Source organism: Rhizobium sp. CAU 1783 (genome assembly GCF_054551725.1).
Window position 1 is genome coordinate 1,142,758 of the sequence record NZ_JBTOLM010000002.1, and the last position, 15,838, is coordinate 1,158,595.

Genomic DNA, 15,838 nt, shown 5'->3' on the forward strand with positions numbered 1-15,838 from the left:
GGGATGGGCCGCCGTTGGCCATGTCGTTTCCGGGGCAATGAAGACGCGGTCCGGACGCAGCACCTGCGCGCCCGGCATTGCCGGCCTCAGTCGTCGAACTTGACGGCCTTCAGCTTGTCGATGCCGAGCACCTGCAGCGCCAGCTTCTCGTAGAAGGGCTCGGCCATCCCACTCTTGATCTTGTGCAGGAAGTATTTCTCGAAGCCGATCTTGGCGGCATGCACCCACTTGCCCTGCGACGACCAGTTGACGTTGCGCGGCGGGATCTGCGGCTGGGCAACGAAGGCGATGCCCCCGTCGCCGAAGTCGGCGAGGCAGACCGCGTTCCAGGAGCCCTCGGCATTCGGCTTCTCGCCGCGCGCCAGCCGCGCGATGTTCTTGGCGGTCGCCGTCACCATGCTCTCGATCATGAAACCGGTCTTCGGCACGCCGACCGGCACCGGCGTCTTGCCGGTGGGCGCGATCGCCACGCAGACGCCGACGGCGAACACGTTCTGGAACTTGCCGTTCTGCTGGTGCTTGTCGACCAGGATGAAGCCGCGCGGATTGGTCAGCCCCTCGATGTCACGCACCGCCTCGACGCCGCGAAACGCCGGCAGCATCATCGTATAGGCGGAAGGAACCTCGTGGATCGTCTTGGTCGTGCCGTCGTCGTTGACCTCCTCGACGGTCACCTTGTCGGCCTCGAATTTCTGCACCTTGGAATTGGTGATCCACTTGATGTGCTTGGAGCGCATCGCGCTTTCGAGCAGCCCCTTGGTGTCGCCCACCCCGTCGAGGCCGAGATGGCCGATATAGGGTTCGGAGGTGACGAAGGTCATCGGCACCTTGTCGCGCACCTTGGCGTCGCGCAGCGCCTTTTCCAGGATGAAAGCGAATTCATAGGCCGGGCCGTAGCAGGACGCGCCCTGCACGGCGCCGATGACGACCGGGCCGGGCTTGGCGACCAGCTTTTCGAAGGCGGCCTTGGCGGAGAGCGCATGGTCGATATGGCAGACCGACTGCGTGTTGGCCTCGGGGCCGAAGCCGGGGATCTCGTCGAAGGCGAGTTCCGGGCCTGTCGCGATCACCAGGTAGTCGTAGTCGACGAAGGAGCCGTCGGTGAGCTCGATGCGGTTGTCGGCGGCATGCAGCCGCTTGGCGCCCTGCGGATAGAGCCCGATGTCGCGCTTCTTGCACGCCGGCTCGAGATCCACCTCGATGCTTTCGCGGTCGCGCCAACCGACGGCGACCCAGGGGTTGGACGGAACGAAGGAGTATTTCGAGCCCTTGTTGATGATGCTGACGCGGTCACCTCGCGACAGGTTGTCCCTCAACTCATAGGCCATGATGGTACCGCCCAGACCGGCACCGAGAACGACGACATGCGCCATGTAGCAACCTCCCATTTGCACATTCGGAAACACATATTATAAACAATATATACGAAGCTACGTAGATATAATTTGACGTTCGTCAACTGAGCGCAAAAAAACTTGTCCCCCGTCAAATCCTTGGCGGGGGAGGCGATTGCCGGCAAAAAAGGGGGAAAGCGGATTTCAGCCGGGAAGGTTCGGCTGGATCTTCTGGCTCGGCAAAAGCTCGTTGGCGATGGTGAGCGCGATCAGCGACAGCGGTACGGCGAGTACGGCGCCGACCGCCCCCCACATCCAGGTCCAGAAGATGATGGCGACGAAGACGGCGAACGGGTTGATCTCCAGCCGCCGCCCCATCACCGCCGGCGTCACCAGGTTTTCCATCACCATGTGCACGATGAAGAAGGCGAGCGCGGGAGAAAGTGCCATGAACAGCGAATCATGGGTGACCAGGCCCCCGATCGCCAGTGCCAGCGTCATCGCGGTGACGCCGAGGAAGGGGATGAAGCTCGAAAGGAAGGCGAAGAAGCCCCAAAGCACCGGCATGCTGAGCCCGCCGACCCACGAGATCAGCACCATGGCGACGCCCACCACCGCATAGAGCAGCGAGGCGGTGGCAAAATAGAAGCCGAGCGCCTGCTCGATCGAATTGAGCGTGCGGATCGCCGCAAGCCGCCGCGCCCGGTCGCGGAAGGCGATGATCAGCGTCTTGCGGATGGTCAGCCGGCTGCCGAGAAAAAGCAGCAGCGCGGCGAAGAAGATCAGCCCCTGCACGACGGCCGGCGTTACATGGGTGGCAAAGGTGGTGAGTACGCTGCCGGTGTTCTCGATCAGCGCCTCCGGCGTCACCGGCCCCGAGGTGAAGCTGAACCGCGAGATATGCAGCCATTCGATCTTTTCGAGATAGGGAAGGATCCGCTCGATCACCGACTCGACCATGGCCGGGGCAAGGCCGGCAAGCTCGGTGAGCGGCCCGATCAGCGTGTTGGCGGTGAAGAACAGCAGCATGGCAAAGAGCGTGGACAGGATCAGCGCGGTGAGCATCGGCGGAATGCCGAGCGCGCCCAGCCGGTCGGCCGCCACCCCGAGGATCAGCCCGATGACGATGGCAAACGTGATCGGCATGAGCACGCTGGCCGCGAGATAGACGGCGGCCACCGCCATGATCGCAAAAATGCCGATCACCGACCAGATCAGCGCGAGGTCGAGCGCCGTCTTGCGCACCCGCACCCGATGATAAGTCCGACGCGACGCCGGCCCCTTGAACGGCCCCGGCACGGTTTCGATCGCCGCGCGCGCCATCGCCTCGCGGCCCCGGCCCGATCCGTTCGTCCTGTCGCCCATGCTCGTTACCCCGGTGAAGATGCCGGACAACGCGGCAGGAGGCCGAGTGTTCCCTGAACGACCGGTCGGGCCATGGGATCTTACGTTTTCCTTATGCGCCCGACCGATCTTCCCGAGCGAATTCTGATGCCTGGCCAGGCTATCTGACGGGCGACTGCACGAGTTGACGGGTGACGGCGGCGAGATGCGGCGCGCGCCCGCACGCCCCTTTTGGAGGTGCCGATGATGACGGACAGGAAGCCTCGGAAGACCGCATCCGATCCCGTCCCGCGGATCAGCCGGAGCCATCCCGTCGAATATTATGTGCTGGCGGATGTCGAACACCAGGGTCGGGTCATCGGCCATCTCGCCGGCCGGCCCATCCTTGAGTGCGTCGTCGACGCCGAAGGAGGCCGTTATCGCTTCGCCGGCGTTGCGCCGCGCGACGCCACCGGTCGTTTCGACGTCCTGTCGCTCAAGACTGGCGAATGGATCGTGCAGCCCGGACTGATCTATGCCGCCGAGACGCCCTGACGGGGAGACGAAGGCCCCCCTTGGCCACAGATCCAGCCGCGCAGGTGCCTGGCGGCAAAGCGGCAGGCAACGCCTCGCCGGGCCTGTCCGCAAGAGCGCTCCGGTCCGTTCGGATCGCTCTCCGCCTCCGCCGTCGCCCGGCCGTTGCGGCTATTCTGCTGCACTGCCACAATTTCGGCGTTTCCCGCGCTAGTCTGAACGACGAGCCTCACGCACCATCTTCCCCCTTGTCCGCGGTCCTCCGTCATGCGTCTTTCCCGTCGCGCCTTCTGCGCCTGTCTCCTCTGCGGCCTAGCCTCCACCCGCGCGACGGCCGTGTCTGCCGCAGCGGATGCCGCGGGTTCCGTCCCGCCCGTCGCCGGCGACCTGTCGGGCCGACCGGCCGCCGCCCCGCCGCTTTCGCCGCCGGCCCCGGTCTTGCCGCCGATCAGAGCGGGTCGCCTGATCGAGCCGAAACTCCATGTTCCAAAGGGTGGAAACGCCGCTCCCCAGGTCGCGCTGACGCTGGACGCCTGTTCCGGCGCTACAGACCGCCGCATCCTCGATTTGCTGATCGCCGAGGAAATCCCGGCGACCTTCTTCGTCACCGGCCGCTGGATCCGCAAGAACCACGAGGCGCTAGCCCTCATCGCCGCCCGGCCCGATCTCTTCGAGGTCGAGAACCACGGGCTGAACCATGTGCCGGCGATCGACCTGTCCGGCACCGTCTACGGGATTGCCGCCGCAGGCTCGATGGATGCGGTCCGCAAGGAAGTCGACGAAGGCGCCCGCTTCATCACCGACGCCGGCCTTGCCGCACCCCGGTGGTTCCGCGGCGCGACCGCCCGCTACACCCCGGCCTCGGCCGCCGAGATCCGGGCGATGGGCTACCGTATCGCCGGCTATTCCCTGAATGCCGACGACGGCGCATCGGTCGCCGCCAAAACCGCCACCCGCCGCATCGCCGCCGCCCGCGACGGCGACGTCATCATCGCCCACGTCAACCAGCCGACCCACCCGGCCGGACAGGGCGTCGCCGAAGGCCTGGCGGCGCTCAAGGAACGCGGTGCCCGGTTTTTGAAGCTGAGCGAGGTGGAAGCCGATGCGGTCGCGGCCGTCGGGGATGACGGCTGAGGAGACGCGGCTGGTCCGGTTACGGGACCGTCGTCGAAATCGGGATGCCGGTTCACCCGGGGCCTTGCTGTGAACGCAATTGAGGCGCATCGTTCCTGATCGATGGCACTTTAAGAGGGCGCTGTCGGCCGGGGGCTGCATGCCTTCGCCCCAAGGAAAAGGAGGACGTCATGTCTTCCATTCGTCAGCACATCCATGGAACGTTGGATTCGCTCCCTTTCGGTGCGTTGGCCGTTGCGGTGAGCTTCGGCCTGGTTCTCTTCATGACGACGGGAGGCTGGATATGGTGATTGTTCGCCGCTTCAGTGTGACCGCGGACGAGGGAACCTACCGGCAGGGCGTTCTCATGCGCCTCCTGCGACGGGCCGCCTATTCGACGAGGGAGCTTACGGCGATGGCCGGCGGCGATTTCGCCGCCGAGAGAACCGCGATCCGGCAGATCAAGGCCGCCATGATCGGCCTCGAAGACTATCCGGACACTCGCGATCTGAACCAGGCTGCAGAAATCGAGGCCTGGGAGCAGGAAGGCGGAAGCGTTGAAGCCGTGGCCGTGAAGCGCCTTCCCTCGAACAAGGAGGATAAGTGAATGTTCGCGCACAGATATGAATGCCAGGAAGACACCAGCGGCACGTGGAGCGTCATCGACACTCTGACGGGCCGGGTTTGTGAGATCGGCTACCGGGACGTCTGCAGGCTTCGCGAACGCGACGCGTTGGAAATGACCGAAGTCTTGAACGAACACCCGCTCGCAACACTGGCACGGACAATCGGACCGTTTCATTCGTCCATCTACGATCAGCTCAAAACGACCGAGCCCGGCGATGCTTGGACGAGACACGCCTGACCGGCGATCGCCTTTGATGGGGCACCGCCACCATAGTCCTTGCGCAGCAGGCGAAATAGGCGCATGCAATGGCATCAGCAGCTACGTCAAGGGCGCTGCTGGCTCGGGGATTTGAACCCCGGCCCCAACGAAAGGAGGACGATATGTCTTCCGACTTTTATCCTTCGAGCCTATCGCGAAATCTCGTCAGAACCGGCATGCTGGGTTACCGGGAAAATCTAGCGCTCTGCGCACTCCTGATGGTAGATCGTCCCACCCAGGAGCCCGGTTTCCGCAATGCGGGACCCGAAATGGATTTCGCCGTGTTTCCGGATTTCTCCGGCAAGGCCGTCGGCCGGTTGGCGCTGTCCGCCCGGCGCCCCGAGGCATATGTCCTGGCGGATTCGCTTGAAGAACCTTTCTCCGGCACCCGCTCTTCCCCTTCGATCGGGGAACAATAGGTGTTGTTACGGGTAGTCTCGTGACGCCCGAACGCATCCGACGTCGATCAACACAGGAGGAAACCATGGCCAAGGGTCAGGTAAGAAGCACGCGCGAAGTTCGAAAACCCAAGAAGGAAAAGGCCGTCAAGGCGCGGGAGCCCCTGATGGGCGCGCAGGTGAAGATGGCCACCGACAAGAAATCCTGACGGCCGCAGCCGTTCCCCTGGCTTGGCATTGGGCCATTCTCGGCACACCGGGATCGGGTGCCGCTGTCCGCGTGCCATGACGCCATGCCGTATCCGCGGCAGGAAGGGAGAACAAGCATGATCAAATTCGACTACACGACGGGTGCCGGACTTTTTGTCGGCCGCAAACTGCGGCAGACCCGCGGCCCCCGCTACAGGCGTTTCGACACGGCCGCCGAAGCGGTCCGCTTCGCGATCGAGGAAATACCCGGGTCTCGCCTGCTGGGCTCGGTGCTGGAAGTCGATGACGACCGTTTCGACGACCGGCAGATCCGCATGCTCTACGACGATCCTGGCTATCCGTTTGCCCGTCGGGGAAAATGATCGGTGGCGACGGCCTCTTCGCAAGGAGGTTGCCGGCGCCGGTTTGCCAGACACTGGGACGAAATGATGATCTTCTCGGTACGCCACATAACCTCCTATCGCTACAGGAGGCCCGTCAGGTTCGAACAGCACCGGCTGATGTTTCGCCCGCGTGACAGCTTCGATCAGACCCTGTTCAGCTGCAGCCTCACAGTCACTCCCGAGCCGGCCGCCGTGCGCTGGATCCACGATGTCTTCGGCAACTGCATCGCCTTGATCGACATTTCCGGCAAGGCGTCCGAACTGCGGGTGGAAACCGCGATCCGTGTGGACCATACCATCCATGTTCCCCTTGATCTCGAGCAGGACGAGCGATCGCTCGCCTTTCCGTTCTCCTACGACGCCGACGAGGCGATCGACCTCGGGCGGACCGTGCTGCGGCACTATCCCGACCCTGGAGACGAGGTCGGGAAATGGGCCCGCCAGTTCGTGCCGGCCGGCGAGATGGTGCGGACCGGGCATGTGCTGATGACCCTGTGCTATGCGATCCGCCAGAGCTTCGTCTACACCCGCAGAAGCGAGCACGGCACACAGCCGCCCGGCGAGACCCTGCGACTGCGCAGCGGCACCTGCCGCGATTTCGCGCTGCTGATGATGGAGGCGGTCCGCTCGCTCGGTTTCGCAGCCCGTTTTGTCACCGGATATATCTACGTCCCCGACCGGGACGGTTCGACCACGCTCGGTGGAGGATCCACCCATGCCTGGTGCCAGGTCTACCTGCCCGGTGCCGGCTGGGTCGAGTTCGATCCGACCAACGGCATCGTCGGAAGCCGGGATCTGATCCGCGTCGGCGTCGCGCGAGATCCGAAGCAGGCAGTTCCGCTGTCAGGGAGCTATGTCGGGCGCGCGCGCGATTTCGAGGGAATGCAGGTGCAGGTCAACGTGACCAGCGAGGGCGGCGCGGCACAGAGTGAAGGGGCGACGGAACGCCCTTCCATGTCCGCGCGTTGAAGGCTCTGATGAATGCTAACGCAAGGGATGACATCCACATGAAGATACGCGCCGGCTTTCATCTGGGCTATGAATGCGAACACGAAACCGCAATGCTCCTGGTCCTGAACATCCACCCCTCCCGGCGGGTCGATCTGATGACCGAACAGGTCCTGAGTTTCGACCGCCCGGTCGAGGCATGGGGTTACACCGACGTCTTCGGCAATGCCTGCAGCCGTATCCTGGCGCCGGCCGGCCTGACGACGATCTCGACCTCGTTCGACATCTACGACAGTGGTCTGCCGGACCCCATTCCCACAGACGCGATCCAGCATGACATCAGCCACCTGCCCGACGACGTGCTCGTCTTCCTCCTCGGCAGCCGCTACTGCGACACCGACCGTCTGGCGGATTTTGCGTGGAAGACCTTTGCCGGAACCCCACTCGGCTGGCCCCGCGTGCAGGCGATCCTCGACTTCACGCACGACCGCATCACCTTCGACTACACCAGGGCCGACCCGCTTCGGACGGCCTTTGGCGGTTTCACGGACCGGACTGGCGTCTGCCGCGACTTCGCCCACCTCGCCATCACCCTGTGCCGCTGCATGAACATCCCGGCGCGCTACTGCACCGGCTACCTCGGCGACATCGGCGTGCCGAAGGATCCCAACCCGATGGATTTCAGCGCCTGGTTCGAGGTCTATCTGAGCGGGCGATGGTTCACGGTCGATGCTCGCCACAACACCCCGCGCATCGGACGCATCCTGATGGCCACCGGTCGCGACGCGACCGACGTCGCCCTCTCGACCGCCTTCGGTCCGGCTATCCTGAAACGCTTCGAAGTCGTGACCGACGAGATCCCCGCCTGAACCGGCTGGGAGCTGCGCCAAAAAACCACGCCCTTGTTCATCAAATTTTCTTAAATCAGAAAAGCCTTGTCCACGCGTCGGTAACCTATCGCCCTTATGATCCCGACGATTGTTTGGAGTTCGGGGGTTCGGTGATGCGGCGCGGTTGGGATCTGGGGCAGGCCTTCGGGCGACTGATGCGCCTCCGTGATGGCAATTTCGGCATGATCACCGCGCTGGTGGCGATTCCGCTGGTGCTGTCGGTCGGCGTGGCGCTCGACTATACCAATGCGTCGTCGGAACGCGAGCACCTGCAGGCGCTCGCCGACAGCGCGGCGCTCGCCGGTGGCGGGCAGTATGACGGCACCAATGCCTCGGTGGCGATTTCGACCGCGCAGTCGATCCTCAAATCCTATGCGGAAAAGCTGCCGGCCGGGACCACCTACGACGTCAAGCTCGACGGGCAGTCCCTGAGCGTGACGATGGATAGCGCCTCGACCAATGCCTTCATGGGTATCGTCGGGCGCGGCACGACCGATATCGGCGTCGTCTCGACCGCGATCAGCCCGATGAAGCCGAAGAAGATCACCTTCGTGCCCACCAAGGCCCAGGGCTGGTACTACAAGAAGGTGTCGATCATCGTCGTGCGACCGAAAAGCACCGCGGAAGAGGTGGTCGGGACGGTCACCTACCAGCCGACCACCCAGGCGGACAGCGGCCAGGGCACCATGGTCGTCTCGCCGCAGACCACCCTGGAGCTCGGCGACTATGCCGCGCTGATCCTCAAGATGGAGATCAAGAACGACGGCTGCGGCCTGAACCAGAAGGCGACGGTCTCGAATTCCAAGGTGACCTGTTCGGCGAGCAACCGGAATGCCGACAGGACCTACAATCTCACTTTGCGCACCGACAATCCGGACACGACGCATTACCTGTTCGTCGACGGCGTGCAGCTGCCGCAGGGCGTGACGAGCCCGCTCGAAAGCATCCTCGAATGCGGCAAGACCTCGAACCACGCCTGGGAAGACGGCGGCGGCTGGGCGCGCCAGGACTTCTTCTACACCGCCACCTCCTACTGCGCCCCGAACGGCCAGTTCGTCCGGCTGACCAAGTAAGGCGTCATCCGATCCGAACACGACGGCGGGGATCGGAACCGTCGCGGACCAGCCCCCGCGCGAAAATGTCCGGGCAAAACGCAAAAAAGAAGGAGCGGCCGCTTCTCGCGGCCGCTCCTGATTTTATCCGAAACGACCTTGTCGGTCAGGCCGCCGCGGTGAGCGTCAGGCCGATGCCCCACGGGTCCTTCAGCGCATGGCCTTCCGCCGTGCGGTTGACCGGGATTTCAAGGCCGTCCAGCGTGGCGAGCGCCTTGTCGAGGGCGGACTGGTCGTTGAAGGTCAGCGAATAGTCCGAAAGGCCCGCCATGCCGGTGCTGCGGGTGGTGGCGCCGCGGCTGTTCCAGATATTGGCGGCGATGTGGTGGTGATAGGTGCCCGCGCCGAAGAAGCTCGCGCCCGGATAGACCGCCATTTTCTTGAGCCCCAGCACACCTTCGTAGAACCGGTCGGCCTCCGGAATATTGCCCACCTGCAGGTGGATGTGGCCGATCGCGGCGCGCTCGGTCATGCCGCCCCACGGGGTTTTCGGCGCCGCGTCATAGAGCCCCTGCAGGTCCAGCCCGTAGGTCGCCATCTCCACAGTGCCGTCGGCCTTGAAATTCCATTCGTCCGGCCGGCGGTCGCGATAGATCTCGATGCCGTTTCCTTCCGGGTCGGAGAGGTAGATCGCCTCGGAAACCAGGTGGTCGGAGGCGCCGTCGAGCCGGACGCCACGCGAAACGGCATGGGCGAGCCAGTGGCCGAGCTCCTCGCGGTCGGGCAAGAGGAAGGCGGTGTGGAACAGGCCGGCCGCGTTGCGCGGCTGGCGGGAAACGTCCCGGGCGGTGGTGAGCGTCAGCAGCGGCCGGGTGCCGGCGCCGAGCGTGACCCCGCTCGCGCTCTTGTCGATCAGCGAAAGTCCGAGCATGTCCTGGTAGAAGGACGAGACAGTGTCGAGGTCGGAAACCACGAGATGGCTGCGACCGACATGGATCGGGCGGGTGAGGGCGAAGCTTTCGGCTTCGGAGGAAAGGGCTGCATCTGACATCTGGTTTGGCTCCTTGCCGTGGACAGCGTCGGCGCCGGCCTGCGTACCGCTTCTCCGCGGTCCCTGCGGTTGCCTTTGGCGCCTGGCCGGTCCAGGTTCCTGTATTGTCGAAAAGGAATATGCGCCTTCGGCGTCGTTCACGAAAGATCGGATAATGGAGATTTATCGTTCGATGATCGTTGACGATCATGCCTCGTGAAAATTGATCCTGATCAATGCGGCGACAGGCCGTGCGAAGGAATGTAGGATGGAAGAAAGGGAGGCGGGCCGCGTCTGGATCCGCCCGGATAGGAGAAGGTCATGTACAAGAAGATCGTGGTTCCGGTGGATTGCGCAGCCCTCGAGCGCGGCGAACAGATCCTGCGCAAGGCAGCAACCCTTCTGGATGCCGGCGGCGAAATCATCCTCCTGACGGTCATCGAGGACATGCCGGGCTACATCACCATCGAACTGCCGGTCGATGCCATCGAGGGCGCGATCAAGGACGGCAAGGGCAAGCTCGTCGAGCTGAAGGAAAAGACCGGCATCGAGGCTCGCGTCGAGATCCGTTCCGGCGCACCGGCCCGCGAGATCCTCGCCGCTGCCAACGAGCACGGCGCCGATCTGGTCATCATCGCCTCGCACAAGCCGGATCTCGCCAACTACCTGATCGGCGCGACCGCCGACCGCGTGGTGCGCCATTCCAAGTGCTCGGTGCTGGTCGATCGCTGAGCCGGACCGGCCGCGACGAACAACCCGCCACGAACAACAAGAAGAAACCGAGGAAACTGCCCGCATGAACACCGAAAAATATGAAAAGATCCTGCGCGACCGCCAGAACGAGATCCTCAGCCGCCTGAAGAAGATCGACACCGATCTTTCCCGCGCGCGCGACCAGGACAGCGAGGAACAGGCGATCGAGGCCGAAAACGACGAGGTGCTGGAGGAATTCGGTCAGGTCGGCGAGAAGGAGCTGAAGGCGATCGACGCCGCCCTCGACCGCATCGCCAAGGGCTCCTTCGGCATCTGCGCCAAATGCGGCGAGCCGATCGCCGAAAAACGCCTCGACGCGGTGCCCTATGCCCCGCTCTGCCAGGAATGCGCCTCGGGCGCGTGACGTTTCGTCGGGGGACGAACGGCCGCTGCCGCTTGTTCCTTCTCCCCGTTTTTGCGGGTAGAAGGTGCCGGCTGGCGGATGAGGGGCGGCCTGCGCGCAGGGGTGCAAGGCAGGCCGAAATGCAGCAATGCCGGGAAGGGGGCGCAGGGACGCTCCCTTTTTCGTTCCCCGCGCGGCCGCTGTGCCCTAGATCAGCGCGCCGATCGTGCCGCCGACAAGCAGGATGATGCCGATCAGGAAGGTGAGTGCGGCGCCCGGGCCGCGCTTCTTGGCGTCGGCATAATATTCAGCCGCATAGAGCACCCGCGACGCCGTCCAGGCGAGGCCGAGGAGGCCCGCCAGCGCGTCGGAAACATAAAAGCCGAACAGCCAGAGCGAGGGCAGGAACAGCACCAGCTGCTCGACCGTGTTCTGCTGCACGCGAAAGATCCGTTCGAAGTCGGCATTGCCCGTCGTCTTCGGCGCCTCGACGCCGAACTGCTGGCGCGCCCGCGCCACCTTGAGCAGAAACCAGACATAGGCGACCAGCGCCGCAAAGGTGGCGAGCACGGTAAAGCGCATCGAATATTCCTTGATCGAAAGCTCGGGATGGCAATGGCCTCGGATGTTAGAACATGCCGCGCCGGCCTGTATAGCGGTTTTGCCGGGGGCTCCCGCGCTTCACTGTCGCGCGATGTCACGGAGAGCGGCTGCCTGCGACACAAGGTGAAGGCCTCGGCCCTTTTCCCGATCGCCGCCACCCGATAAGGTAACTGGAAATTTGCACATGATGAGTCATGATCGTCTTTTCGATCCGGGCTTTTGGGACTGACACGCCATGACCGACCATTTCCGCTTCGGGCGCGCCTATGATTTTCACGAGCTGGTGGCCGATGGCATCGTCCACGGCGTCGGCGTGGTCTTCGCGCTGATCGGTGCCACGGCCCTGATCTTCTATGCCACCGTCTGGACGAGCTATGCCGAAATGGCCGCCGCCTGGATCTACGGCCTCGGCCTCGTCATCGCGCTCGCCGTGTCCTTCACCTACAACATGTGGCCGCATTCGCGCACCAAGTGGATCCTGCGCCGCTTCGACCATTCGGCGATCTTCGTGCTGATCGCCGCGACCTATACGCCCTTCCTGGTCAAGGGCGCCCATGACTGGGTGATCCTGACGCTGCTCTTCGGCATCTGGGCGACCGCCTTCGTCGGCATCTATCTGAAGTGCCGTTTCCCCGGCCGCTACGACAAGCTCGCCATCCTGCTCTACCTCGCCATGGGCTGGAGCGGGGCGATGGCGCTCGGCCCGATTTCGAAGACGTTGCCCGGCATCACCGTGCTCCTGATCATCATCGGCGGCTGCATCTACTCCGCCGGCGTGATTTTCCATGTCTGGGAACGCCTGCGCTTCCAGAACGCCATCTGGCACGGCTTCGTCGTCACCGCCGCCGCCGTGCATTACTCCGCCGTGGTCACCGCCATCGGCCACTGAGCGGGCTGACCGTCAGGTCTTCCTGGTCTTGAGCGCCGACTTCGAACCCATCCTCATGAAGGCGGCGGTCGCAACCCAGTAGATCAGGGAGGTGAAGGAGAGCAAAGCGGCAAGCAGCCCGAGGAATTCTGGATCGAAATCCGCTGTAAGGTCTGCGAGCTCGCCGCCTGGCAGGATCATGAAACCGATTGTGATGGCGGCCGAGAGCGCAATCTGCAGCACCATCAGCACCGCACCGATCCGGAAGCATTCGCTCCATTCTGCAGGCCGCCCGGTCTGTTTGGCGAAATAGATGCCCGCCCACATTCCCGCACCAATCACCACGAGATGACCGAGGCTACTTGGCTTGTCGTTTATGTATCCATAAGCAGTCAGTCCGGTAACGACAGCAGTCACCGCAACCGTGATGCCCAGAGAGACGAGCACGTAACGGATTGCCATCGGCACGATGAAACTTGGCATGGAAAAAATCCCCGCAGCACGACTTGGTGATAAAAATACTGGGGCACAGTCTAACGGTGTCTTTCCCGGTAATGCAACCGACCCTATAGCTTCGCCCGCCACGACCATCCGGTTCCTCCTGGTCCACAAATGCAAGAGCAAGCCATGACCAATCTCATCATCCGCGACGCCGTCGAAGCCGATCTTGTCGCCATCCGCGACATCTACAACCACGCCGTCGAGCACACGACGGCGATCTGGAACGACGTGCTGATCGATGTCGACAACCGTCGCGCCTGGCTGGAACTGCGCCGCACCAAGGGCTTTCCGGTGCTGGTGGCCGAGGTCGACGGCCGGGTCGCCGGTTATGCCTCCTATGGTGACTGGCGCGCCTTCGACGGCTATCGCCACACCGTCGAGCATTCGGTCTATGTCGACAAGAACAGCCGCGGCGCCGGCCTCGGCAAGGCGCTGATGCTGGCGCTGATCGACCATGCCCGCGCCAGCGGCAAACATGTCATGATCGCCGCCATCGAGGCCGGCAACGCAGCGTCGATCGCCCTTCACGAACGCCTCGGCTTCCGCCTCGTCGGCATTCACCGCGAGGTCGGCCAGAAATTCGGTCGCTGGCTCGACCTCGCCGCGATGGAACTGATGCTTTGAGGCTCAAGGCCCCTGTGACCCGACTGTGATCCGACTGCGATCCGGCTTTGACCCCGGGGCGGGGCGATCTTCGCCGGTTGCGGTGAGCAAGGCTTCGGCCTAGGCTGCGGCACCTTTCCGGAGACCTTTCGCCATGGCGCATTCGCACTCCCATCTCTGGCCCGGGGTGCCGCTGGCGCTCGGATCGGCCCTTCTCTTCGGCCTGTCGGCGCCGATGTCCAAGCTGCTCGTCGGTGCGATCGATCCGTGGCTTCTGGCGGGCATCCTCTATCTCGGCGCCGGCCTCGGTCTTGCCATCCTCGCCCGGGCCCGCGCCGCGCTCGCCCTGCCCAACGAGGAGGCGCCGCTGTCGCGCGGCGATCTGCCCTGGCTTGCGGCGGTCGTCCTCTTCGGCGGTGTGCTGGGGCCGCTCTTCCTCATGCTCGGCCTGTCGCTGACCGCCGCCTCCTCGGCCTCGTTGCTTCTCAATCTCGAAGGCCTGGCGACGATGGCGATCGCCTGGCTGGTCTTTCGCGAAAATGTCGACCGGCGCCTGCTTCTCGGCGCGGCGGCGATACTCGCAGGCGCAGTGCTTCTCTCCTGGAACGGCGCGGGGCTGAGCCTCGACGCGGGCGGCCTCTTCGTGGCGGCCGCCTGCCTGTGCTGGGGCATCGACAACAACCTGACGCGCAAGCTGTCGTCTGCCGATCCCGTGCAGATCGCCATGATCAAGGGGTTGGTCGCCGGCTGCACCAACCTGACGCTGGCGCTCGTCTTCGGCGCCGCCTGGCCGCCTGTCACGCTGGTGGCCGCCGGTGCCGTGGTCGGCTTCCTCGGCATCGGGCTCAGCCTGGTCATGTTCATGCTGGGGCTCCGCCACCTCGGCACGGCCCGGACGGGCGCCTATTTTTCGCTCGCCCCCTTCATTGGCGCGCTTGTGTCGGTGCTGATGTTCCGCGAGGCCGTGACACCCGGGCTGGTCTCGGCCGGGCTGCTGATGGCTCTCGGCCTCTGGCTGCATCTGACCGAACGGCACGAGCACGAACACAGCCATGACGCGCTGGCGCACGACCATGCCCATGTGCATGACGAGCACCACCGGCACAGCCATGACGGCCCGGTCACCGAGCCGCACTCCCACTGGCATCGCCACGAGCCGCTCCGCCACAAGCATCCGCACTATCCCGACCTGCATCACGGCCACAGCCACCAGTGATCGCCGCCGATGGCCGACTGGCATCGGCTTCCCTGCCGCGACGGTCGGTCGTTCACGTGCCGCTATTCGATCCGCGCGCGCAGCATTTCGCCGCGGATGATGATCGACGGCTTTGCCCCCGGCGTGTTCGGTAGCGCGCTGTCGACGAAGGACGCGGTTGCCTCCACCAGGTAGCTGATCGTGGTCGGCTGCAAGAAGCGCAGCGTCGCGTCGAGCATCTTGCCGGAAATCGCGATCGCCTCGTTCTGCATCACCCGCTCGTAGGTGATCCGCGCCCGCAGCGCTGCGCCTGATATCGTCAGGCTGTCGGCATGCCCGTCGACCGTCACGTCTCCGGCATCGCTGCGGATGTCGACCACGGAGAAATCGCCGTCGAGGCGTGTGCGCGCCGCCTTCTGGTTGACGACGACCGCCGCGCCGGACGGAAGATGGGCTGTAAGCTCCATCGTGCAGTCCGACCAGTCGAACAGGCGCGGCGCCGAACCCACGTCGACGATCAGGGTATTGCCGTCGATTCGCAGGTTGCCGTTGGCCGGGCAGGCGTCGGAAAACCAGCCCGAATGCCAGATCGCGCCCCAGCCGTGGCGCGTTCCCTTCAGTTCGGCGACATGCGGGCCGCTTGCCGCGGTCGAGATCCGGATGTCGCTTGCGGATCCTTCGACCCGGATGGCCGAGACCCTGGAGAGGTCAACCGGCCCGGCGAGGCTGTCGCGGCTGGAAATGAAGGCGACGCCGGCATCGATCAACGCAAGGGCGAGGATGGTACCTGCGACGGAGAAAAGGACGGTTTTCGGTTTCATCGGTCATGCTCCTTTGGGATTGCAGTGAACCCCATCGAGCATGTCCGGCA

At 64.3% G+C, this 15,838-nt stretch carries 21 protein-coding genes; 15 read left to right on the plus strand and 6 right to left on the minus strand.

Features of this window, described 5'->3' with window-relative positions:
- Positions 1-86: 86 nt before the first annotated feature.
- A complete protein-coding gene (locus ACX93L_RS12330) occupies positions 87-1,373 on the minus strand; it encodes an NAD(P)/FAD-dependent oxidoreductase (protein WP_459405101.1) in 1,287 nt (428 codons plus the stop codon).
- Between the two features lie 165 nt (positions 1,374-1,538).
- On the minus strand, positions 1,539-2,699 hold the full coding sequence (locus ACX93L_RS12335; protein WP_459405102.1) for an AI-2E family transporter: 1,161 nt from the start codon (positions 2,697-2,699) through the stop codon (positions 1,539-1,541).
- Between the two features lie 222 nt (positions 2,700-2,921).
- Here ACX93L_RS12335 and ACX93L_RS12340 point away from each other — a divergent pair, with 222 nt between their 5' ends.
- The 10 genes from ACX93L_RS12340 (at position 2,922) to ACX93L_RS12385 (ending at position 9,092) form a co-directional block, all read left to right on the plus strand.
- Positions 2,922-3,212 carry a hypothetical protein gene (locus tag ACX93L_RS12340; protein ID WP_459405103.1) on the plus strand — a complete coding sequence of 97 codons (291 nt, stop codon included), beginning with the start codon at positions 2,922-2,924 and terminating at the stop codon, positions 3,210-3,212.
- A gap of 246 nt (positions 3,213-3,458) precedes the next feature.
- Positions 3,459-4,325 carry a polysaccharide deacetylase family protein gene (locus tag ACX93L_RS12345; protein WP_459405104.1) on the plus strand — a complete coding sequence of 289 codons (867 nt, stop codon included), beginning with the start codon at positions 3,459-3,461 and terminating at the stop codon, positions 4,323-4,325.
- A gap of 283 nt (positions 4,326-4,608) precedes the next feature.
- Entirely contained in the window at positions 4,609-4,911 is a 303-nt protein-coding gene (locus ACX93L_RS12350; RefSeq protein WP_459405105.1) for a hypothetical protein, read from the plus strand.
- Positions 4,912-5,169: a hypothetical protein gene (locus ACX93L_RS12355; RefSeq protein ID WP_459405106.1), complete on the plus strand. Its 258-nt coding sequence runs from the start codon at positions 4,912-4,914 to the stop codon at positions 5,167-5,169.
- Positions 5,170-5,312: 143 nt separating this feature from the next.
- On the plus strand, positions 5,313-5,609 hold the full coding sequence (locus ACX93L_RS12360) for a hypothetical protein (protein ID WP_459405107.1): 297 nt from the start codon (positions 5,313-5,315) through the stop codon (positions 5,607-5,609).
- Positions 5,610-5,674: 65 nt separating this feature from the next.
- On the plus strand, positions 5,675-5,797 hold the full coding sequence (locus ACX93L_RS12365) for a hypothetical protein (protein ID WP_459405108.1): 123 nt from the start codon (positions 5,675-5,677) through the stop codon (positions 5,795-5,797).
- A gap of 117 nt (positions 5,798-5,914) precedes the next feature.
- Positions 5,915-6,160: a hypothetical protein gene (locus ACX93L_RS12370; protein WP_459405109.1), complete on the plus strand. Its 246-nt coding sequence runs from the start codon at positions 5,915-5,917 to the stop codon at positions 6,158-6,160.
- Positions 6,161-6,223: 63 nt separating this feature from the next.
- A complete protein-coding gene (locus tag ACX93L_RS12375) occupies positions 6,224-7,150 on the plus strand; it encodes a transglutaminase family protein (RefSeq protein ID WP_459405110.1) in 927 nt (308 codons plus the stop codon).
- A gap of 38 nt (positions 7,151-7,188) precedes the next feature.
- Positions 7,189-7,998, plus strand: coding sequence for a transglutaminase-like domain-containing protein (locus ACX93L_RS12380; protein ID WP_459405111.1), 810 nt, complete (start codon positions 7,189-7,191; stop codon positions 7,996-7,998).
- Positions 7,999-8,132: 134 nt separating this feature from the next.
- Complete coding sequence (locus ACX93L_RS12385; protein ID WP_459405112.1) at positions 8,133-9,092, plus strand: TadE/TadG family type IV pilus assembly protein; 960 nt, start codon at positions 8,133-8,135, stop codon at positions 9,090-9,092.
- A 145-nt stretch (positions 9,093-9,237) separates the two neighbouring features.
- On the opposite strand, the gene ACX93L_RS12390 is transcribed toward ACX93L_RS12385, so the two are convergent.
- Positions 9,238-10,122, minus strand: coding sequence for a VOC family protein (locus ACX93L_RS12390; RefSeq protein ID WP_459405113.1), 885 nt, complete (start codon positions 10,120-10,122; stop codon positions 9,238-9,240).
- A gap of 300 nt (positions 10,123-10,422) precedes the next feature.
- Here ACX93L_RS12390 and ACX93L_RS12395 point away from each other — a divergent pair, with 300 nt between their 5' ends.
- On the plus strand, positions 10,423-10,833 hold the full coding sequence (locus tag ACX93L_RS12395) for a universal stress protein (protein ID WP_169595432.1): 411 nt from the start codon (positions 10,423-10,425) through the stop codon (positions 10,831-10,833).
- Between the two features lie 64 nt (positions 10,834-10,897).
- Positions 10,898-11,218 (plus strand): TraR/DksA family transcriptional regulator, encoded by a 321-nt coding sequence (locus tag ACX93L_RS12400; protein ID WP_459405114.1) that lies wholly within the window; start codon positions 10,898-10,900, stop codon positions 11,216-11,218.
- A gap of 186 nt (positions 11,219-11,404) precedes the next feature.
- On the opposite strand, the gene ACX93L_RS12405 is transcribed toward ACX93L_RS12400, so the two are convergent.
- Positions 11,405-11,779, minus strand: coding sequence for an MAPEG family protein (locus tag ACX93L_RS12405; RefSeq protein WP_169595430.1), 375 nt, complete (start codon positions 11,777-11,779; stop codon positions 11,405-11,407).
- Positions 11,780-12,035: 256 nt separating this feature from the next.
- Here ACX93L_RS12405 and trhA point away from each other — a divergent pair, with 256 nt between their 5' ends.
- Positions 12,036-12,689: a PAQR family membrane homeostasis protein TrhA gene (gene trhA, locus ACX93L_RS12410; RefSeq protein WP_459405115.1), complete on the plus strand. Its 654-nt coding sequence runs from the start codon at positions 12,036-12,038 to the stop codon at positions 12,687-12,689.
- A gap of 12 nt (positions 12,690-12,701) precedes the next feature.
- Here the strand turns inward: trhA and ACX93L_RS12415 are convergent, their stop codons facing one another.
- Positions 12,702-13,151 (minus strand): ABZJ_00895 family protein, encoded by a 450-nt coding sequence (locus tag ACX93L_RS12415; protein WP_459405116.1) that lies wholly within the window; start codon positions 13,149-13,151, stop codon positions 12,702-12,704.
- A gap of 144 nt (positions 13,152-13,295) precedes the next feature.
- Between ACX93L_RS12415 and ACX93L_RS12420 the strand changes: the two genes are divergently transcribed.
- Both ACX93L_RS12420 and ACX93L_RS12425 read left to right on the plus strand, forming a co-directional pair.
- Entirely contained in the window at positions 13,296-13,793 is a 498-nt protein-coding gene (locus ACX93L_RS12420; RefSeq protein ID WP_459405117.1) for a GNAT family N-acetyltransferase, read from the plus strand.
- A 133-nt stretch (positions 13,794-13,926) separates the two neighbouring features.
- Positions 13,927-14,988, plus strand: coding sequence for a DMT family transporter (locus ACX93L_RS12425; protein ID WP_459405118.1), 1,062 nt, complete (start codon positions 13,927-13,929; stop codon positions 14,986-14,988).
- A gap of 62 nt (positions 14,989-15,050) precedes the next feature.
- Here ACX93L_RS12425 and ACX93L_RS12430 read toward each other — a convergent pair whose 3' ends face one another.
- Complete coding sequence (locus tag ACX93L_RS12430) at positions 15,051-15,788, minus strand: hypothetical protein (protein WP_459405119.1); 738 nt, start codon at positions 15,786-15,788, stop codon at positions 15,051-15,053.
- Between the last annotated feature and the right edge of the window lie 50 nt (positions 15,789-15,838).

Coding starts and splice junctions, on each gene's coding strand:
- ACX93L_RS12330 (WP_459405101.1), bottom strand. CDS start 1,373: ATGGCGCATGTCGTCGTTCTCGGTGCCGGTCTGGGCGGTACCATCATG.
- ACX93L_RS12430 (WP_459405119.1), bottom strand. CDS start 15,788: ATGAAACCGAAAACCGTCCTTTTCTCCGTCGCAGGTACCATCCTCGCC.
- ACX93L_RS12415 (WP_459405116.1), bottom strand. CDS start 13,151: ATGCCAAGTTTCATCGTGCCGATGGCAATCCGTTACGTGCTCGTCTCT.
- ACX93L_RS12400 (WP_459405114.1), top strand. CDS start 10,898: ATGAACACCGAAAAATATGAAAAGATCCTGCGCGACCGCCAGAACGAG.
- ACX93L_RS12380 (WP_459405111.1), top strand. CDS start 7,189: ATGAAGATACGCGCCGGCTTTCATCTGGGCTATGAATGCGAACACGAA.
- ACX93L_RS12365 (WP_459405108.1), top strand. CDS start 5,675: ATGGCCAAGGGTCAGGTAAGAAGCACGCGCGAAGTTCGAAAACCCAAG.
- ACX93L_RS12360 (WP_459405107.1), top strand. CDS start 5,313: ATGTCTTCCGACTTTTATCCTTCGAGCCTATCGCGAAATCTCGTCAGA.
- trhA (WP_459405115.1), top strand. CDS start 12,036: ATGACCGACCATTTCCGCTTCGGGCGCGCCTATGATTTTCACGAGCTG.
- ACX93L_RS12390 (WP_459405113.1), bottom strand. CDS start 10,122: ATGTCAGATGCAGCCCTTTCCTCCGAAGCCGAAAGCTTCGCCCTCACC.
- ACX93L_RS12375 (WP_459405110.1), top strand. CDS start 6,224: ATGATGATCTTCTCGGTACGCCACATAACCTCCTATCGCTACAGGAGG.
- ACX93L_RS12340 (WP_459405103.1), top strand. CDS start 2,922: ATGATGACGGACAGGAAGCCTCGGAAGACCGCATCCGATCCCGTCCCG.
- ACX93L_RS12385 (WP_459405112.1), top strand. CDS start 8,133: ATGCGGCGCGGTTGGGATCTGGGGCAGGCCTTCGGGCGACTGATGCGC.
- ACX93L_RS12420 (WP_459405117.1), top strand. CDS start 13,296: ATGACCAATCTCATCATCCGCGACGCCGTCGAAGCCGATCTTGTCGCC.
- ACX93L_RS12370 (WP_459405109.1), top strand. CDS start 5,915: ATGATCAAATTCGACTACACGACGGGTGCCGGACTTTTTGTCGGCCGC.
- ACX93L_RS12345 (WP_459405104.1), top strand. CDS start 3,459: ATGCGTCTTTCCCGTCGCGCCTTCTGCGCCTGTCTCCTCTGCGGCCTA.
- ACX93L_RS12425 (WP_459405118.1), top strand. CDS start 13,927: ATGGCGCATTCGCACTCCCATCTCTGGCCCGGGGTGCCGCTGGCGCTC.
- ACX93L_RS12355 (WP_459405106.1), top strand. CDS start 4,912: ATGTTCGCGCACAGATATGAATGCCAGGAAGACACCAGCGGCACGTGG.
- ACX93L_RS12405 (WP_169595430.1), bottom strand. CDS start 11,779: ATGCGCTTTACCGTGCTCGCCACCTTTGCGGCGCTGGTCGCCTATGTC.
- ACX93L_RS12335 (WP_459405102.1), bottom strand. CDS start 2,699: ATGGGCGACAGGACGAACGGATCGGGCCGGGGCCGCGAGGCGATGGCG.
- ACX93L_RS12350 (WP_459405105.1), top strand. CDS start 4,609: ATGGTGATTGTTCGCCGCTTCAGTGTGACCGCGGACGAGGGAACCTAC.
- ACX93L_RS12395 (WP_169595432.1), top strand. CDS start 10,423: ATGTACAAGAAGATCGTGGTTCCGGTGGATTGCGCAGCCCTCGAGCGC.